The organism is Pseudomonadota bacterium (genome assembly GCA_026388275.1).
Classification (GTDB): Bacteria; Desulfobacterota; Syntrophorhabdia; order Syntrophorhabdales; family Syntrophorhabdaceae; genus JAPLKB01.
On record JAPLKB010000013.1, the window covers coordinates 17678 to 34555 of the forward strand.

The 16878-nt window shown below is 40.5% G+C and carries 15 protein-coding genes; 6 read left to right on the forward strand and 9 right to left on the reverse strand.

Annotated elements, in window-relative coordinates:
- Nucleotide 1: 1 nt before the first annotated feature.
- Nucleotides 2–3223, forward strand: a complete 3222-nt coding sequence (locus NT010_03500; GenBank protein MCX5805124.1) for an HsdR family type I site-specific deoxyribonuclease — start codon at nucleotides 2–4, stop codon at nucleotides 3221–3223.
- The gene (locus NT010_03505) at nucleotides 3220–3903 is read left to right on the forward strand and encodes a SprT family zinc-dependent metalloprotease (GenBank protein MCX5805125.1); all 684 of its coding nucleotides are present in this window, start codon (nucleotides 3220–3222) and stop codon (nucleotides 3901–3903) included. Before NT010_03500 ends, NT010_03505 begins: the two co-directional genes overlap by 4 nt.
- A gap of 259 nt (nucleotides 3904–4162) precedes the next feature.
- On the opposite strand, the gene NT010_03510 is transcribed toward NT010_03505, so the two are convergent.
- The 9 genes from NT010_03510 to NT010_03550 all read right to left on the reverse strand — a co-directional run bounded on the left by NT010_03510 (nucleotide 4163) and on the right by NT010_03550 (nucleotide 12590).
- Nucleotides 4163–4414, reverse strand: a complete 252-nt coding sequence (locus NT010_03510; GenBank protein MCX5805126.1) for a DUF1844 domain-containing protein — start codon at nucleotides 4412–4414, stop codon at nucleotides 4163–4165.
- A gap of 9 nt (nucleotides 4415–4423) precedes the next feature.
- A complete protein-coding gene (locus tag NT010_03515) occupies nucleotides 4424–5836 on the reverse strand; it encodes a trypsin-like peptidase domain-containing protein (protein ID MCX5805127.1) in 1413 nt (470 codons plus the stop codon).
- A 20-nt stretch (nucleotides 5837–5856) separates the two neighbouring features.
- A complete protein-coding gene (gene coaBC / locus NT010_03520; GenBank protein ID MCX5805128.1) occupies nucleotides 5857–7104 on the reverse strand; it encodes a bifunctional phosphopantothenoylcysteine decarboxylase/phosphopantothenate--cysteine ligase CoaBC in 1248 nt (415 codons plus the stop codon).
- Nucleotides 7105–7115: 11 nt separating this feature from the next.
- Nucleotides 7116–8312: a D-alanyl-D-alanine carboxypeptidase gene (locus NT010_03525; GenBank protein MCX5805129.1), complete on the reverse strand. Its 1197-nt coding sequence runs from the start codon at nucleotides 8310–8312 to the stop codon at nucleotides 7116–7118.
- Nucleotides 8312–9064 carry a slipin family protein gene (locus tag NT010_03530; protein MCX5805130.1) on the reverse strand — a complete coding sequence of 251 codons (753 nt, stop codon included), beginning with the start codon at nucleotides 9062–9064 and terminating at the stop codon, nucleotides 8312–8314. The genes NT010_03525 and NT010_03530 overlap by 1 nt, the downstream gene beginning before the upstream one ends.
- Before the next feature lies 1 nt (nucleotide 9065).
- The gene (locus NT010_03535; protein ID MCX5805131.1) at nucleotides 9066–10379 is read right to left on the reverse strand and encodes a nodulation protein NfeD; all 1314 of its coding nucleotides are present in this window, start codon (nucleotides 10377–10379) and stop codon (nucleotides 9066–9068) included.
- The gene (gene coaD / locus NT010_03540) at nucleotides 10376–10864 is read right to left on the reverse strand and encodes a pantetheine-phosphate adenylyltransferase (GenBank protein ID MCX5805132.1); all 489 of its coding nucleotides are present in this window, start codon (nucleotides 10862–10864) and stop codon (nucleotides 10376–10378) included. Before coaD ends, NT010_03535 begins: the two co-directional genes overlap by 4 nt.
- 75 nt (nucleotides 10865–10939) lie before the next feature.
- Nucleotides 10940–11512, reverse strand: a complete 573-nt coding sequence (rsmD, locus tag NT010_03545; protein ID MCX5805133.1) for a 16S rRNA (guanine(966)-N(2))-methyltransferase RsmD — start codon at nucleotides 11510–11512, stop codon at nucleotides 10940–10942.
- Nucleotides 11513–11645: 133 nt separating this feature from the next.
- A complete protein-coding gene (locus NT010_03550; protein ID MCX5805134.1) occupies nucleotides 11646–12590 on the reverse strand; it encodes an ArsA family ATPase in 945 nt (314 codons plus the stop codon).
- 262 nt (nucleotides 12591–12852) lie between these two features.
- Between NT010_03550 and NT010_03555 the strand changes: the two genes are divergently transcribed.
- The 4 genes from NT010_03555 (at nucleotide 12853) to NT010_03570 (ending at nucleotide 16719) form a co-directional block, all read left to right on the forward strand.
- Nucleotides 12853–13107: a type II toxin-antitoxin system HicA family toxin gene (locus NT010_03555; protein MCX5805135.1), complete on the forward strand. Its 255-nt coding sequence runs from the start codon at nucleotides 12853–12855 to the stop codon at nucleotides 13105–13107.
- Nucleotides 13104–13451 carry a type II toxin-antitoxin system HicB family antitoxin gene (locus tag NT010_03560; protein MCX5805136.1) on the forward strand — a complete coding sequence of 116 codons (348 nt, stop codon included), beginning with the start codon at nucleotides 13104–13106 and terminating at the stop codon, nucleotides 13449–13451. The genes NT010_03555 and NT010_03560 overlap by 4 nt, the downstream gene beginning before the upstream one ends.
- A gap of 396 nt (nucleotides 13452–13847) precedes the next feature.
- Nucleotides 13848–15614: a restriction endonuclease gene (locus NT010_03565; protein ID MCX5805137.1), complete on the forward strand. Its 1767-nt coding sequence runs from the start codon at nucleotides 13848–13850 to the stop codon at nucleotides 15612–15614.
- A 349-nt stretch (nucleotides 15615–15963) separates the two neighbouring features.
- Nucleotides 15964–16719, forward strand: coding sequence for a DUF2971 domain-containing protein (locus NT010_03570; GenBank protein ID MCX5805138.1), 756 nt, complete (start codon nucleotides 15964–15966; stop codon nucleotides 16717–16719).
- Nucleotides 16720–16878: the final 159 nt, after the last annotated feature.

The following is a 16878-nucleotide window of genomic DNA, read 5'->3' on the forward strand; positions in this document are numbered from 1 at the left end:
TATGGCCGAATACATCAATGTGGAAAAACCTTTTTTGGATAAACTCCGGCAGTTGGAATGGACGGTAATTGACCAGGGTTTAGGTGTCCCTCAAGAACCTGAAAAAAGTTTGCGGGAAAACTTTAAGCAAGTCCTTTTGCCGAAAGTATTTAAAGAAAGTATTAAAGCCATCAACAAAACGGCTGACAACAGAGAGTGGCTTACCGATACACAGCTCGATGAAATCCTTTTTGAAATCCAGCACTTTGCCGGGAAAAGCCTGCATGAAGCTAATAAAGAAATCCACCGTCTGCTTCTCAAGGGCACCAGTGTTTCCCATAACGAACTTACCGGCGAGCAGGACCCGACCGTCCGATTGGTGGACTTTAAGAACTACGGCAGCAATTCTTTCATTGCCATCAACCAGTTTCGTCTGCTTACGCCCGGCGCCAGCCGTGAAGGCATTATTCCCGACATAGTTTTATTCCTGAATGGATTGCCTGTTGTTGTCGTGGAGGCCAAAGATTTTGAGGTTGCCGAACCTTTAAGTGAAGCGTATTTGCAGATTACCCGTTATGCCAATACCCGTGATGATGATTACGGATTTAAGGAAGGCGAGGAAAAACTATTTCATTACAATATTTTCAGCATCATTACCCGTGGCAAAGAAGCAAGGGTAGGAACGATCAGCGCCGATTTTGATTACTATAACAATTGGGTGGATATATTCCCCGAAGAATACAAAGTCGTCAAATTTCCGCCCGATGAAGAAAGACAGGAAGTGCTTATCCATGGCATGTTGAACAAGGAAATCCTGGTGGACATCCTGAAACATTTTACCTTGTTTGTGGAAATAAAAAAAGGCGTGGAAGTAAAAATTGTTGCCCGATATAACCAGTATCGGGCCGTCGGCAAAATTATCAAGAATTATCGAGCGGGACGCACGCCGATGGAAAAAGGCGGCGTCGTGTGGCACACGCAGGGCAGCGGCAAGAGTTTGACCATGGTTTTTCTCATTCGCAAACTCCGCAGTTGTGATGATTTAAAGGACCTCAAAATTATTTTCATCATTGACCGGATCGATTTGGAAGACCAGCTTTCAGAAACCGCGGCACTCACCGGGGAACCCGTAAACATTATTGATAGAAGAAACAGATTGCATAGGCTTAGTAACGATACCGGCGACGTGAACATGGTCATGATTCATAAGTTCCTTGATGAAAAAAATATTTCAGCACAATCGCTGATTGAAGCAGACCTTGTTCCCCATTTCGATAAGTTTGAGACCATTAATAACAGCGACAGGATCTTGTTGCTGATTGATGAAGCCCACCGGACCCAGGGCGGCGACATGGGCGACAATTTATTTTCTTCATTCCCTAAAGCTGTGCGCATTGGTTTTACCGGAACGCCGTTACTCACCGAGCGTCACGAGATAAAAACTCATGAGCGCTTTGGCGGCTTTATTGACGTTTACAAATTTGACAAAGCAATTGCCGACAGAGCAACCGTAGAAATAAAATACATCGGCAAAGTATCCAAAGATAAACTGGATGATAAAGATGTATTTGATGCCGAGTTTGAAGATATGTTCCAGCTTCGAACACAGGCGGAGAGGGAAGAAATCCAACGTAGGTATGGTTCTTTCATCGCTTACCTGGAAAGCAAAGACCGCATTGCCGCCATTTCCAAAGATATCATAGAACATTATTACAACGACATATTAGTCAATGGATTCAAAGCGCAGGTCGTGGCCTCCAGCATTGTAGCTGCCGTGCGTTATAAATATGAATTGGAAATTGCCATTCAAAATAAAATAGCCGCGCTAAAAGTATTGCCGGCAGGTGACGCAGATGCAGAACTATTGAAGCAATTGGAATTTTTGAAAGTAGCAGCCATTGTTTCCAGCAGCGGCAACAACGAACCGGGCTACATTAGCAAGGCTCGCAAAGAGGCCTATGACATGAATGCCGTGGAAAACTTTAAACTGGATTTCAACCCGGATAAACCGGAAACTGGAATCGGCATTATTTGCGTGTGCGACCGGCTGCTGACAGGTTTTGATGCGCCCATTGAGCAAGTGATGTATCTGGATAAGAGTTTACGGGAACATGATTTATTTCAGGCCATTGCCCGGGTAAACAGAACAAAAAAAGGGAAATCTTATGGTCTGGTTGTTGATTATTTCGGTGTTACAAAACATCTGGCGGAAGCATTGGAAATTTATACTGACAATAAAAAAGATGTGGAGTCATTGAATGATTTTACGAATTATTTCCGCGATATCAATAAGGAAATTCCCATTCTTGAAGCCCGTTACAAACGACTGATCGATTTATTCGGCGATAACGGCTTGAAGGAGATTGACTATTTCCTGCAACAGAAATTTACCGATGCAGCAAAGGAATTTGAGTTTGCAGAAGAGTGCATTGAAAACGCCAAGAACATCAAGTTCAGAGCCGAACTTCTCACCTATGCCAAAAGTTTCTTTGACAGTCTGGATTTGCTTTTCAATGTGCAGGCAGGCACAGAGTACTGGATTCCGGCGAAACGATTAGGTTATTTGCTGTGGAGGATCAAAAACCGTTATAAAGACGACACCATGGATTTAAAATGGGCGTCCGATAAGGTCCGCAAACTCATTGACCGGCATCTGCTTTCCCTGGGTATTGATACAAAAGTGCAGCAGGTTTCCATCCTTTCCGAGGAATTTAAAACTGAAGTGGACTACCTGAACAAAACGCCGAAATCAAAAGCCTCGGAAATGGAACATGCCATTCGCTGGCACATCAAAGTCAATCTGGACAAGGACCCTTCACTTTATAAGCGTTTTAAAGACCGCCTTGAAACTATTTTGAATGCCTATAAAGAAAATTGGGAAGAGATTGTCAGAGAGTTAGGCAAACTGAGAGACGAAATGGCGGAAGGCAGAAAAGCCGAAACCGACGGTATTTCCACCGTGGAAGCACCGTTTTATGATTTGATCAAAAACCATTTAGTTGATGACAGCCCAAATGAAATCAATAAGGCCAAAGAGCTTACACGCAGCCTGATATCTATTTTAAAAGAAACGGCGGCAATCAATAATTTCTGGTCGGATAGAGCAGCGGAACAAAGAAGGATAGAGGGGTTGTTGGAAGATGAGCTTCGTTATTCGCGAATTGAAGGAATATCCAAAAAGGCGGCAGAACTTGCCGCTGAGTTGATGAAACTTGCAAAAAATCGTGAAGCGGATTTGAGATGAAATTAGACGGTATTGACATTGCCATTGAGAAAACCGGCCGCAGGAAAACAATAAGTATTTTTATTGAACGGGATGGTTCAGTAAGGGTGCTCGCACCTGTTCAAGCGACAGATGAGATCATTGAAAATGCCGTAAGGGCAAAAGAGTATCAGATATTCACCAAGCTTGCGAAATGGAAGGAGCTTAATCAGGGAAAAGTAAATCGCGCGTTTGTAAACGGACAATCCTTTCTTTATTTCGGCAGAAACTGCCGTTTGGCAATTGTTGAAGATCAGGATGTGCCGTTGAAAATGACCGGCGGCTATTTCCATCTCGACAAAAAACATCTAAACCAGGCAGACAAAGTTTTCAAAAATTATTATCGTGAAAAAGCAAAGCAAAAAATAAAAGAACGCCTCAAACTAATTGAGGAAAAATTTCAAACCAAACCGTCTGTGATAAAGGTGCTGGAGTTGCAAAACCGTTGGGCATCATGGACACCAAAGAACGGACTTAATTTTAACTGGAAATGCGCAATGGCTCCTGTGCCGGTTATTGACTACATCATCACTCACGAAATGGTGCATTTAAAATACCCCAATCATTCTAAGGAATTTTGGAATGAGCTGGATAATAAAATGCCGAGCTACAGAGAATATGAAAATTGGTTAAAACAAAATGGCGTGAAAATGTCGTTATGAAATGCCGATAATGTGAAAACCAAGGGGATTTTCTTTAAGAAGCCTTTTCATTACCAAGAAAAAAATTGAATTAGTCAATTGATCCCCGTTGATGCCGCCACGTTTTTTCTTAAATTGCTCCTGCAAAGTTAATGAAAATGCAAGAAAATTTTTTCGGAGGGGGATTTTTTACGCCAATCCATGACCATTGTAATTTCCATTAAACAGTTTCACGGAAATAGAAACTCCTTATCAAGCCTTGCTGGACGAAGGATACCTGCTATTTTTTTGCTGCTTCTATATACTTCATTCTTAAGTCATATAGCATATTGCCGACAAGCCGGTCTTCTTCTACGGTAAGGTTGCCTTTTGTCTTTTCCAAAAGCATTTCTATCAAACCTATTGTCTGCTGGGCAAGAGGAAGGTTTACATTTTTGTCATTTGTTAAAGGGTCCGGCAACTCCCCCAGACCTACAAGCACAGAAGTTGATAAAGACAGCATAAACGTACTGAATGTTAATTGGTCTTCCATATTATCCCCCTAAAGCAAGGTATTAAGTTTCACCGGTACATAAAAAATGGTTTCATTTCTTTTTACCTGATATAAAATATAATTTCTTTTAAGTCCCTCAATCATAAATGAATCAAAATCTTTTTTATCTGACACCATATAATTATTTATCTTTATTATCACATCGCCGACATGCAGTCCACTTTTTTCACCTATTCCGTTTTTATACACCTTTGTAACTACGACGCCGTTTTTATCCTTTAATTTGAATTTCATTTTCGGATAGCCTTTAATATCGGATACTCTTATGCTGCACAATGCTTCATCAAGAGGAGACGGTTTGTAATTCAGCATGTCTCCAATATCAACATCAACATCATATGCCTTTTGCCCCCTCATTATTTTGAATTGAATTGATTCCATATTTGCAGCATTCCTCAAAATATTATGGATTTTTATACCTTCCCTTATCTTTTTCTTGTTAAATTCTACAATTCTATCGCCAGCCTTAATCCCTTGTTTTTCAGCCGGGCTTTTGGATATGACCTTGTTTACATAGAAATATGTATTTTTATCATCCTTCCTTTTCTCTATAAACAAACCGAAAAGGGGTTTCCTTGTTCCGCTTTCAAGGAACTCTGAGACCATGTTCATAACGTCTTCTATGGGTATAGCAAATCCTATACCTTTGCCTTCTCCATAAATTGCAGTTACAATTCCTAAAGGATTTCCTTCTGTATCAAGAAGAGCGCCACCGCTATTGCCTGGATTTATTGAAGCATCTGTCTGGATGAGGTTTACATAGGCCCTGTTATCAATTTTGAGATTTCTACCGAGTGCACTCACAACTCCCATAGTAACAGAGCTCGAAAGTCCATAAGGGTTCCCGATAACTATTGCCTTTTCGCCAACTTTTACTTTTTTATACTTGTCTACTTTAAGATAGGGGAAATCTATTTTGTCAGTTATCTTTAAAAGGGCCATATCAAACTCAGGGTCGCTGCCCAATACATACGCATCATATTCTTTACCATTTATAAATTTTACCCTTATGCTTATTGCCCTGGAAATCAGGTGCTCATTGGTAACTATGATACCCCTCGGATCCAGTACAACGCCTGAGCCGATATTTTCAAATGTTTCTTCTTCTTCCTCTTCTCCGGCAATAAATTTCTTAAAAAATGTTGTTTTTTTATCTTCACCGGTATTCTTAGACAATTCCTCGGTTTTTATGTTTACTATTGTCTTACTTACCTTCTCCACAACCTCTATGGTTTTATCATCTCTGGCATACATTAAAAACGGAGTTAACAGAATGACAAACAGGAGTATGCAAACAAGAAGCAAGGACTTGATAAGATTGAAGGGCGGATTATATGCGCTCGGCCTTTTTGTTCCGGTTGCCGGCTTTTGAATTATACGTCCTGATATTTCACTGTTCACTGTTCACGATTCACTATTTTTTAGTACCAATCATCTTCAGCTTTAATTCTTTTTTTCATTAATTTTTTTATAGAATCGAGGATGATATGCCCTATTTCTTCCTTGCTGTGGATAGGTACCTGTTTAATATGCCCCGATGTTCCGATGATAGTAACTTCGTTTACGTCAGAACCAAAACCAATACCTTTCTTTGAAACATCGTTTGCCACAATCAAGTCCAGATTCTTCTTTTTCAACTTTTCCTCTGCATGCTCTATGAGGTTTTCAGTCTCTGCTGCAAAACCTACGAGTATTCTATCTTCCTTTATTTTGCCGAGCTCGCCGATTATATCGGGATTTTTCTCAAGCTCCAGCATAATAGTATTTTCATTGCCCTTCTTTTTGATCTTCTGGCAATTTTCAGCTATGCATCTAAAGTCAGCCACTGCTGCTGCTTTGATAATTATAGTGCAACGCTTGTAGTGCTGCATCACCGCATCTCTCATTTCACATGCTGTTGTAACATCAACGACTTCAATACCGTTCGTCGGAGGAGGCAGCTGAGTCCTGCCTGTTATGAGAACCACCTGTGCCCCTCTTCTTCTTGCAACCTTTGCTATTGCAAACCCCATTTTGCCTGAAGACAGGTTGGTAATACATCTCACAGGATCAATGAATTCAGTTGTAGGCCCTGTAGTAATCAGTATCCTTTCACCTTCCAGATCCTTTTCTGTGAATATATCCTCCATCTTTTCAATAATCTCTTCAATTGTAGGCAACCTTCCTTTTCCGACAGTCCCACAGGCAAGGTCGCCGATCCCGGGCTCCATAAACTCATACCCGGCATCCCCCAGTTTTTGTATATTCAACTGAACTATCTTGCTTTCCCACATCTTTGTATTCATGGACGGCACAAAAAGAATCGGGACTGTAGTGGCCATTACCATGGTTGTGAGAAAGTCATCAGCAACCCCGTTGGCAATTTTTCCGATTATATTTGCTGTTGCCGGGACAATAACCATCTGATCTGCGATGTCTGAAAGAGCTATATGTCCTATTTTTGAGCCGGAAAAAAGCTCGAACATATCATGGATTACAGGATTACCGGAAATGGTCTGGAAAGTTAAAGGTGTAACAAATTCCATAGCGTTCTTGGTCATAACTACATGGACGTTTGCGCCCCTTTTTGACAGTTCTCTGACAAGTTCTGCTGTTTTGTAGGCAGCAATTCCTCCTGTAATTCCGACTATAATCTCTTTACCTTTTAACATCGTAAACATTGTTTCCATAGTCTTTTCCATTAAATATTAAAACCGAGTTTTCGTATAAGCCGTGTGAACAGATTTGCCATCGGCACATTCACAGGTGAAACTATATCCACCTTCCCGACGATCTCATTATCCAATTTAACAATAAACTCACCAAGTTTTTGTCCTTCCCTTACCTCGCCCTTTATTTTTTCCGGTAAAACTATTTCTTTTTTCAGATTCCCTTTTTTATCATTTGGTACAGTACAGGCAAGGTCTGCAGCCGCTGCCCCTTTCAATTTTCTGTATTTCCCGTCTTCCAGAAAAACGTCTTTATCAATCAACTCGCCCTTTTTTACTATGTTCACTGTCTTGTAATAGGAAAATGCCTTCTTCAACTTCTCCATAACAATGCTGTCGCGTATGTTTGCCGTTGGGCTTCCCATAACAACGACAATAAATCGTAAATCGTTCCTTTTTCCCGTTGCTGCCACATTAAAACCAGTCTCTCTGTAGTAGCCTGTTTTTAGACCATCAATAACCCCCGGCATTTTGAAGAGAAGTTTATTATGGTTATTCATAATGAATTTCCCTTCTCTAAAGCCCTCGGTTTTTATTGATGTCCATTCAAGTATTTTAGGATTCTTCAGAAGTTCCCTTGCAAGTATGGCAAGATCACTGCATGTTGTCAGATCTCCTTCCTGGCCTCTTTCAGGAGGAAGTCCGTGAACAGAATTGAAATGTGTATCAACCATACCTAATGCCTTGGCTTTTTCATTCATCAGGTTGACAAATTCATCCTTGCTTCCAGCTATATGTTCGGCAATTGCATAGGCCGCATCATTACCTGAAGCCACAAGGGTTGCCTTCATCAAATCCTCAAGCGTGAAAACCTCACCTTCCTTTAAATAAACCTGACTGCCGCCTATCTTTGATGCTTCTTTTGATGCGGTAATATTATCAGTGAGCTTTATTTCACCCTTTGAAAGTTTATCCAGTACAATACAAGCAACCATAAGTTTTGTTACACTTGCCGGCGCCCTTTTTGCGTTGGCATTTTCACCTTCAATTACCTTGCCGTTGCCTGCATCAACGACAATATATGCTTTGTAAGGGTCTTCTTTTCCTGCCTGTATCTTTGCTCCGGATGCTTTAGTGCCTTTTATAGCTTTTTTATGGGAAGCGGGCTTTCCATACGCCATGTTTGTACAGAGTAAAAGTGCAAGTACGACAACTATCCATCTTTTCATTATTTAGTCTTCTCCATAAACATTTTTATCAGATCAATCGGCAGCGGGAAAATTATTGTAGAATTTTTTTCCGTTGAAATTTCAATCAAGGTTTGCATATAGCGCAACTGCAATGCCATAGGATTTTGCGAGAGTATTTCAGATGCTTCGGAAAGTTTTGTAGCTGCCTGATATTCGCCTTCAGCGCCGATGATTTTTGCTCTTCTCTCACGCTCTGCCTCAGCCTGCCGTGCTATTGCGCGCTGCATTTCCTGCGGCAGGTCTACATTTTTGACTTCCACATTCGATACCTTGATACCCCAGGATTCAGTATGTGTATCCAGTATCTCCTGCAATCTCTCATTGATCTTTTCTCTGTGTGCCAACAGGTCATCAAGTTCGGCCTGACCCAGTACGCTCCTTAAGGTTGTCTGGGAAAGCTGGCTTGTTGCATAGAGATAATTCTCTACATCTATAATTGCCTTTAATGAATCTATAACCCTGAAGTAGACAACTGCATTTACCTTTATCGATACATTATCACGCGTAATGACATCCTGCGGAGGAATATCCAGAACAACGGTCCTCAGACTTACCTTTACCATTCTGTCTATTATAGGAATAAGGATTATGAGCCCTGGACCTTTTGGAGTGCCCAGTACCCGTCCGAGTCTGAATATTACACCTCTCTCGTACTCATTTAAAACCTTAATTGCACTGATAAGGAAAAAAATTATCATAACTCCAACAAAAACAAAAACAGGTAATGTCATTTTACCCTCCCTTTTTCTTAACTATGAGCAAAAGCCCTTCAATGTTTGTCACAATAACCTGCTCTCCTTGTGCGATCAGCTCTTCACTTTTTGCGTTCCAGAGTTCTCCATGGAGAAAAACCTTCCCCTCTTTAAATACATCTGTTTTTGCAATGCCAAACTCCCCGAGAAGTCCTTCGCCGCCGGTTTTAACCTTTAAAAGCTGAGCCCTTACGGCATACGATAACACACCGAAAAAAAATATGCCAGACAGTATTGCTACAGTAAGTATACTTTTCCAGGATATGGAGAGCGTGCTTTCAGGAAGATCAACAAGCATTACCGAACCTATGACAATTGATATAATTCCGGCAACGCCGAGTAAGCCGTGACTTATTATCTTAAGCTCCATAATAAAGAAGACTATCCCGAGTATGATAAGGAATACTCCGGCAAAAGTTATCGGTATTGTCTGAAACGCATAAAGGGCAAGTATAATGGAAATTCCGCCCACCACTCCGGGGAATATAGCGCCCGGACTGTAAATTTCAAAGAGTATCCCGTAAATACCGAGCATCATTAGCAGGTATGCCACATTCGGGTCGCTGAGATATGACAGAAACTTATACTTGAAAGGCATATCGATCTCAACTTTATTCTTACCTTTCAATTTAAGTGTCACTTTGCCCTTTTTTGTCTCCACCGTCTTTCCATCTGCCTGCTTCAGAAGATCATCCAGGTTTTGCGCAACGATATCAATAACGTTTTTTTCGAGGGCATCCTTTGCAGTTATGGAGGCGCTCTGGCTTACTGCCTTTGCCGACCATTCAACGTTTCGACCCCTCTTGTCGGCGATGCTTCTTACATAGGCTTCAGCGTCTTTTACAACCTTTTTCATCATATCCTTGTCCACCTTATCTTTTCCGATGGTGACCGGATGTGCTGCGCCAACATTTGTCCCTGGCGCCATGGCAGCGATATGAGATGCAAGGAGAATAATGCAACCGGCAGATGCAGCCCGTGCCCCGGACGGGTAAACATACACGATAACCGGTATGCTCGCATCCATAATGTTCTTAATAATATCTCTCATTGATGTATCGAGACCGCCTGGTGTATCAAGTAAGATAATAAGGGATTCGCCGCCTTCTTTTTCGGCTTTTGCAACAGATTCTGCTATGAATCCTGCAACGGGCGGGTTTATAGCTCCCTGTATTCTGATTGTATATATCTCATTTGCATATGTATTTGATGCGAAAAACGAAATTGCTGCAACAAGGAATAAGATAGTGAATAGTGAATAGTGAATAGTGAATAGTTTTAGGCTTAACTTCATTTAATTGAAAATTTCTCCTTTAAGCTCTTTTCAACTGCTTCGGGAACGAAAGACCCAACCGAACCTCCGAATGCGGCAACCTCTTTTATGGTTCTTGAACTGACAAAGAAATAATCTTTGCTTGTCATCATAAATATCGTATCCATACCCATATTTAAATTTCTGTTCATTGACGCCATCTGAAATTCATATTCAAAATCGCTCATTGCACGCAGGCCGCGTATTACAAAACGAGCGTTGACTTTTTTTACATAATTAACCAATAATCCCTCGAAATTATCGATCAGCACATTTTCGTTGCCGTTTACAGATTGCCTTATCAAATCCACCCTTTCCTGCACGGTAAAAAGTGATTTTTTTTCAATATTGGTTGCAATGGCAACAATAACCTTGTCAAAAAGTTCAAGGCCTCTCATTAGAATATCTATATGGCCGAATGTAATAGGATCAAAAGAGCCGGGATACACTGCAATTCTACGTTTCATTAAAGACTCCTTGGTAAGTTAGTGAAAAGCAATTAATATGGAACAGCATATAATAGTTTTTCAGATTTCTGATTTTTAACTGCATTTATCGCCAGCCTTGAAAATACTTATTTTTGTGTCTCCATAACCTCTGGTGGTTATTTCCTGTAAACTGCTCCAGAAAGTCAGGCCGATTTCTTCTCTTTTTGAATACTCTGCAATAAATAACGTATCTTCATTATATACAACATTATTCTTCAGCAACAGCATTGTTTCTTCTATATGACCCTTTTTGTAAGGAGGGTCCATAAAAATAATATCATACTTATACCCCTTCTTGTATAGAAAAGGAACTGCATATATTATATCCATATTCAAAACAAGGCAATCCTTATCTATAGAGAGATCGGAAAGATTTTTCTGAAGAACGGCAGCCATATCTCCATCTTTCTCTACGGAAGTTACAAAGGCAGATCCTCTGCTCAGAGCTTCAATGGTGAATGAGCCCGAACCTGAAAAAAGATCCAGGATTTTACAGCCGCCAACATCTCCTATGATGTTAAAGATAGCTTCTCTAACCTTCGATGATGTATACCGGGCGTTTCCGTCCTTCAATAGTACAATGTTTCTGTCTTTTAAGTGTCCGCCTGTTATTCTGAGTTTATCCATATTTTATTTTAAGCGAATAAATTCTCCGCAGCTTGCTTCAAAAATTATTTTATGTTTTTTTGATACCACAGCCGCTTGCAGCGGGACAGTTCATCAAGGCTAAAGGTGAAAACAGATTTTCCATGATTTGTTTTTACGTAAATAACTCTTCTGCCACATCCATTATCCTTTTTATACCCTTTACTTCATAAGGTGACAGATAGAGCGTAACAATATTGGTATCCTTATATGTATTATTTATAAAGTCAATATAATGTTTTTGCATGCCCTTCCGGATTCTGTGAAATTCGCAGTCTTCATTTTTTACAGCGTGATTGATTATAATATTTTCCACTGTCAGCATATTTTGTTTGAACTCTTCTATAACCCTGCCGGTCAATTTTACGCCAAGAGCTTCAGGGATTGTGACGATAACATATGATGTTGTGTTGTTATCCCTGATAAAACTGACTATTTTTTCGGACAAAGCCTCCCAACCCCCTATTATCTCAAGGAGCGTTCTTTTCGAGTTTTTCTGTCTGGCCATGTCTTTTAATTTTTCGATATAGCTGTACATATTCATATAAAATTTTGTTGCAGCTTCAAGATGTTTGAGAAACAGGTGGGGCAGTTGAAGCAGCCTCATCGTGTGTCCTGCCGGTGCTGTATCCCAGACAACAACATCATACTTGTTGCCTTCCACAAGGTCTATGATAAAACTCAGCATATATTCTTCTTCTATGCCGGGGGCTGTCCCGATATAATCAACAAAGTCATAATCCACATCTGCAAAGGAGGAAATAACTTCATATATCTCAGCGCCGAAGCGTTCTTTCCACTTTTCAAGTACTACATCAGACGATATTTCAAGGCCAAAAAGCGAGTATTCATCAATAATCCTTGTTTCTTTGCTTCCGATTGAGGTTTCAAAAATATCGGACAGAGAAGGCGCAGGATCGCTTGAAATAACAAGCACCTTCTTTCCTTCAAGGGCTATTTTGACTGCAATAGCAGAAGCGCACGTAGTTTTGCCTACCCCGCCTTTGCCACCGACCATGATAAGCTTAGTGTTCTGAGATAAGATATTTTTCAGTCCCATGTTTTATTACCAGCCAAAAGGTAGAATGGAAAAGTAAAATCCTCTAAAACATTCAAAAAAGAACGTCTTATCCACTAAACCTTTCATTTTATAATGATAACATTATAAGTAAGGGGATAGTCAAGGGTCACGGAAAGGGCAGGCAATTATTTTTTCTCTCTTATGACCTGACTTATAACTTTGGAGAGTTCTATCCGGTTACTTTAGTCTTGTGCTATCAGATATTGCTTGCAGCTGATATCAGCTTGTGCCATCATTGGATATGAAGGCAAAACACCGTCGCGTTCTTGAAGCAATATTTCCGATTCCCACGCGAGGAGGTATTGTATTTTCCGACCTTGAAGAATTGATAATTGCTCTTGGAGGAAATGTCCGGGAAGGTGCTGGATCTCGGATCGTATTTGAATTGAAGGAAAGCAGGCAGTATCTTCATCGGCCCCATCCGGGCAAGGAAGCAAAAGAGTATCAGGTCGAAGAACTGCGTGAGTGGTTTCGACAATTGGAGGTGACACCATGAAAAACGTAATGACCCATAGGGGGTATACCGCCCGGATTGAATTTGATCAAAGGGATAATGTCTTTATAGGCAAGATTATAGGGATCGTCGATAATATAACGTTCCATGGAGAAACTGTAAAAGAACTCCAGACCGATTTTCAGGCTGCCATCAATCATTATGTCGCAGATTGTGAGGCCACAGGCCGCAAACCTTTGAAAGCGGCTTCCGGCAAGATAATGCTCCGCGTTTCTCCTGAGATTCATGCCAGAGCCCTCGCCATGGCAAAAACCACAGGTAAAAGCCTTAATCAATGGGCCGAAGAAGTCTTGGGCGAAGCCGCCCATTTAAACAGGGCGGTATAGTATTGACAGTTGCCTGAAAGCGGTGCTGCGTGGTTTTTGCCTGAGGTACAAAGCTCCTTTCTGTAACTGAGTTTTTCGTAAATAAGCAATTTATGTCATCTTCGAATTGATAATGGATGATCCTGCAAAAATTTATTGACAATTATATGCCTAAATATCACAATATATTAAATAGCTTACATGGCCTTGCTTAAATTACCAACAGGAAACAATAAGAAGATAGAGCTTGCCGGATTTCTTGTTGTTAGGTAAACGTGATATTCTCGGAAAAAGTGCATGATTAAAACAAACCAACTTACGGCAAGAATAGAAAATTTCAGCATCAACACGAGAACGCTATGAGATATGATTGAAGACAATTATGGATGTAAATGGTGATAGGAGCTAAGTGAGGAGATGGATATAGAAGAATTATATAGGCAATATCCACATTTATTCCAAGATGTTAAGGATGATTGGATTTTTAAGTCACTAGAGCGTCGGTATGGTTTTAATGAAGCTTTTGAAACTTTTATTAAAAGCAGCAAGCTCGGAGTACTCCTCCTCATAACAAAGCGGGCTTCCAAAGAAATTGACCTTTTGCGGAACATTCTTAAAAATGCATTAAACCAGAAAACAAAAATCAGCATTGAGGAAGCCTTAAAGGATTTATCTTCTTTTGGATTGACAAAACCTAAGAAACCAAGACCAATATTAACAAAACCAATCAAGCCGGAACTGGTATTGGAATCAACCACCGATTTTGCTGCTTACCAATATGTTATACCGAGACCTCCAGAAAATTTAACACTAACAGATCGCTATAATAAAGATTATAAGGAATATGCAAATAAAATAGATGAACTTGCGAGAGCCAACAAAAGAATACGTAAACAAAAATACCAGGAAATACTAAAAAGAAATGAAGCAGCCAAGATGAAATTTTCCCGTCTTGAAGAAGAATACCAGCGAGATTTAGCTGAATGGGAGAAAGGTTACCCAAGGCAACGCGCAGAACAAATGGAGAGATACAAGAAAGACTTAGCCAAATGGGAACGCTTGCATCAGAAATTCTTGAAAAAACAAAAAGAAATAAATGAACCTATAGAAGAAGCAGAAAAAGGATACTTGACAGGAGAAAAACTAAAGGTCGTTGTAGTTGCACATTTATCAAAGATATTGTCGTGTTCAGAATATCCAAGTTATTTCTTTAAGAAATTTGAATTGGACTACAGTCCCAGCACCCAAATGTTAATAGTTGATTATAACTTGCCAGCCCCGGAAGACCTACCTAGAATAAAAGAATGTAAATATGTCAAAAATAAAGGTGAGATTGAGGCAAAATACCTATCTGAATCCTTCATTAATAGTTTGTACGATGATCTTATTTACCAAATTGCTCTAAGGACTATATATGAATTGTATACGTTGACGTTGAAAGAAACATTAGGTTCGATAGTGTTTAATGGTTGGGTCAGATCAACAAATAGAGCAACGGGACAAAAAGTTGACAACTGTATTCTATCCATTCAAGTTAGTCGTGATGAATTCCTATCTATAAACTTTGCGGACATTGATGCAAAAATGTGTTTCAAACATTTAAAGGGTATAGGAAGTTCAAAGCTATACAGCATAACGCCCATAGCACCGATTCTAACCATTAACCGTGAGGACAAAAGGTTTATTTCTTCCTATGAAGTTGCCAAGGATATAGATGAATCTACAAATCTTGCAGCAATGGATTGGGAAGATTTTGAGCACTTAATTAGAGAACTCTTTGAAAAAGAATTTTCACAATATGATGGGGAGGTTAAAATAACACAAGCAAGTCGAGACCGTGGTGTCGATGCAGTTGCATTCGATCCAGATCCCATACGAGGCGGCAAAATTGTGATTCAAGCTAAGCGCTACACAAACACAGTAGGGGTGGACTCTGTTAGAGACCTTTATGGTACCATCATTAATGAAGGAGCAACAAAAGGGATTTTAATCACTACGGCAGATTACGGTCCTGATGCGTATGAATTTGCAAAAGGGAAACCAATTACGCTCTTAAACGGTGGCAATCTATTGCATTTGCTTCACAAACATGGTCATAAAGCAAAAATAGATTTAATGGCGGCTAAGCTTATTCTCTCAGAGAAAGAAAGAAACCGGGGATTGAAAGAAAATAATCGTAGTTAACAGTAAGGGGAGCGTGAAGCCTTTTCTTCACTTTTTACGATTCTCAGAATCTATGAATGCACTTGCTTTCTCCTGAAGCACAAACAATTTCCTGAAAGTCTAATTCTTACTCGCTTTAGGCAAAGCCCTATGTTACAATCGGTAATCGAGCGAGCACCATGTACGCACTAAAATCCACTTCGGAGGCGGAAACTCCATGACTTTACTATCGCACTACACCACTCGGGATGGCTTCGAGGGTATAGCAAAGACAAGGACCTTTTGGGCGACAAATTTTTTAGATCTCAACGACACTTCTGAGTTCTTCTATGGTTGGCGGCAGCTCACAGAGGCGGCCTTGGAGATCGTTATGAAGGAAATACCGGATGAGAAGAAAGGAAAAGAATTTGACGCTGCAACCATCAGCGAGAAGGCCACGAATCAGTTTAAGGACTTCATCAAGTCAACGGACGGCTATGGGCATCTATATGTAACTTGCTTTGCACAAGGAAAAAGCGATGGCCACATCAAAAGTGGTATCCTCACATTGTGGGAAAAGTTCAACGGGCACCAGGGTTACTGTCTGCAATTTGAAAGAGATGATGTGCAGGATATGTTAAATAAAGACTCGATGGTGTCGGGAGATTATCACGTTCTGGGAATGGTTGAAGTTAAGTATTGCATCGATAGGAATGAAAAGGGATTTCATGAACTGTGTTTTCAGCTTTCCCAACAATTACTCCTTATCATCATCAACGCTCGAAGCGACATTCCCGCAAGACTTCAACCGGATCGAATGTGGCCTACAAGCGAGTTGCACAGAAGGTTGCTGGAGTACTGTGCCAGTCATAAAGACCCTTGTTTTAAAGACGAGTGCGAATTACGTATTTTTGCTTATCCGTCTGCTTCACCTCAGCGCATGCCGTTCATGCCGACATATGTGAAGAAGCCTATAAGAATGAGCCCTGCCGGTAAGAGATACATCGTGCTCGGTGACCGTGGGAATTCGGGAATCGCGCCTCGACGGGTGATTATAGGCACCAAAGCCAATCCCGATATCAAATCAATTTTGGCAAACTATTTGCCTCTTCCTGAAATGGTGTCTGCCAACATGCCCATCGTTTAGAAGAGAGATTGGGGAAATACTGGGGGTCAGATACTGTCATTAATGTCAAGCCCAAAACTCTCCTTTTTTAGTTTTTTTATCATACATCACGATATGGTACTTTACCCTTATATACAGCATGTGCGATAAGAAGCAATTTTCTCATTGCAGCAATAACGG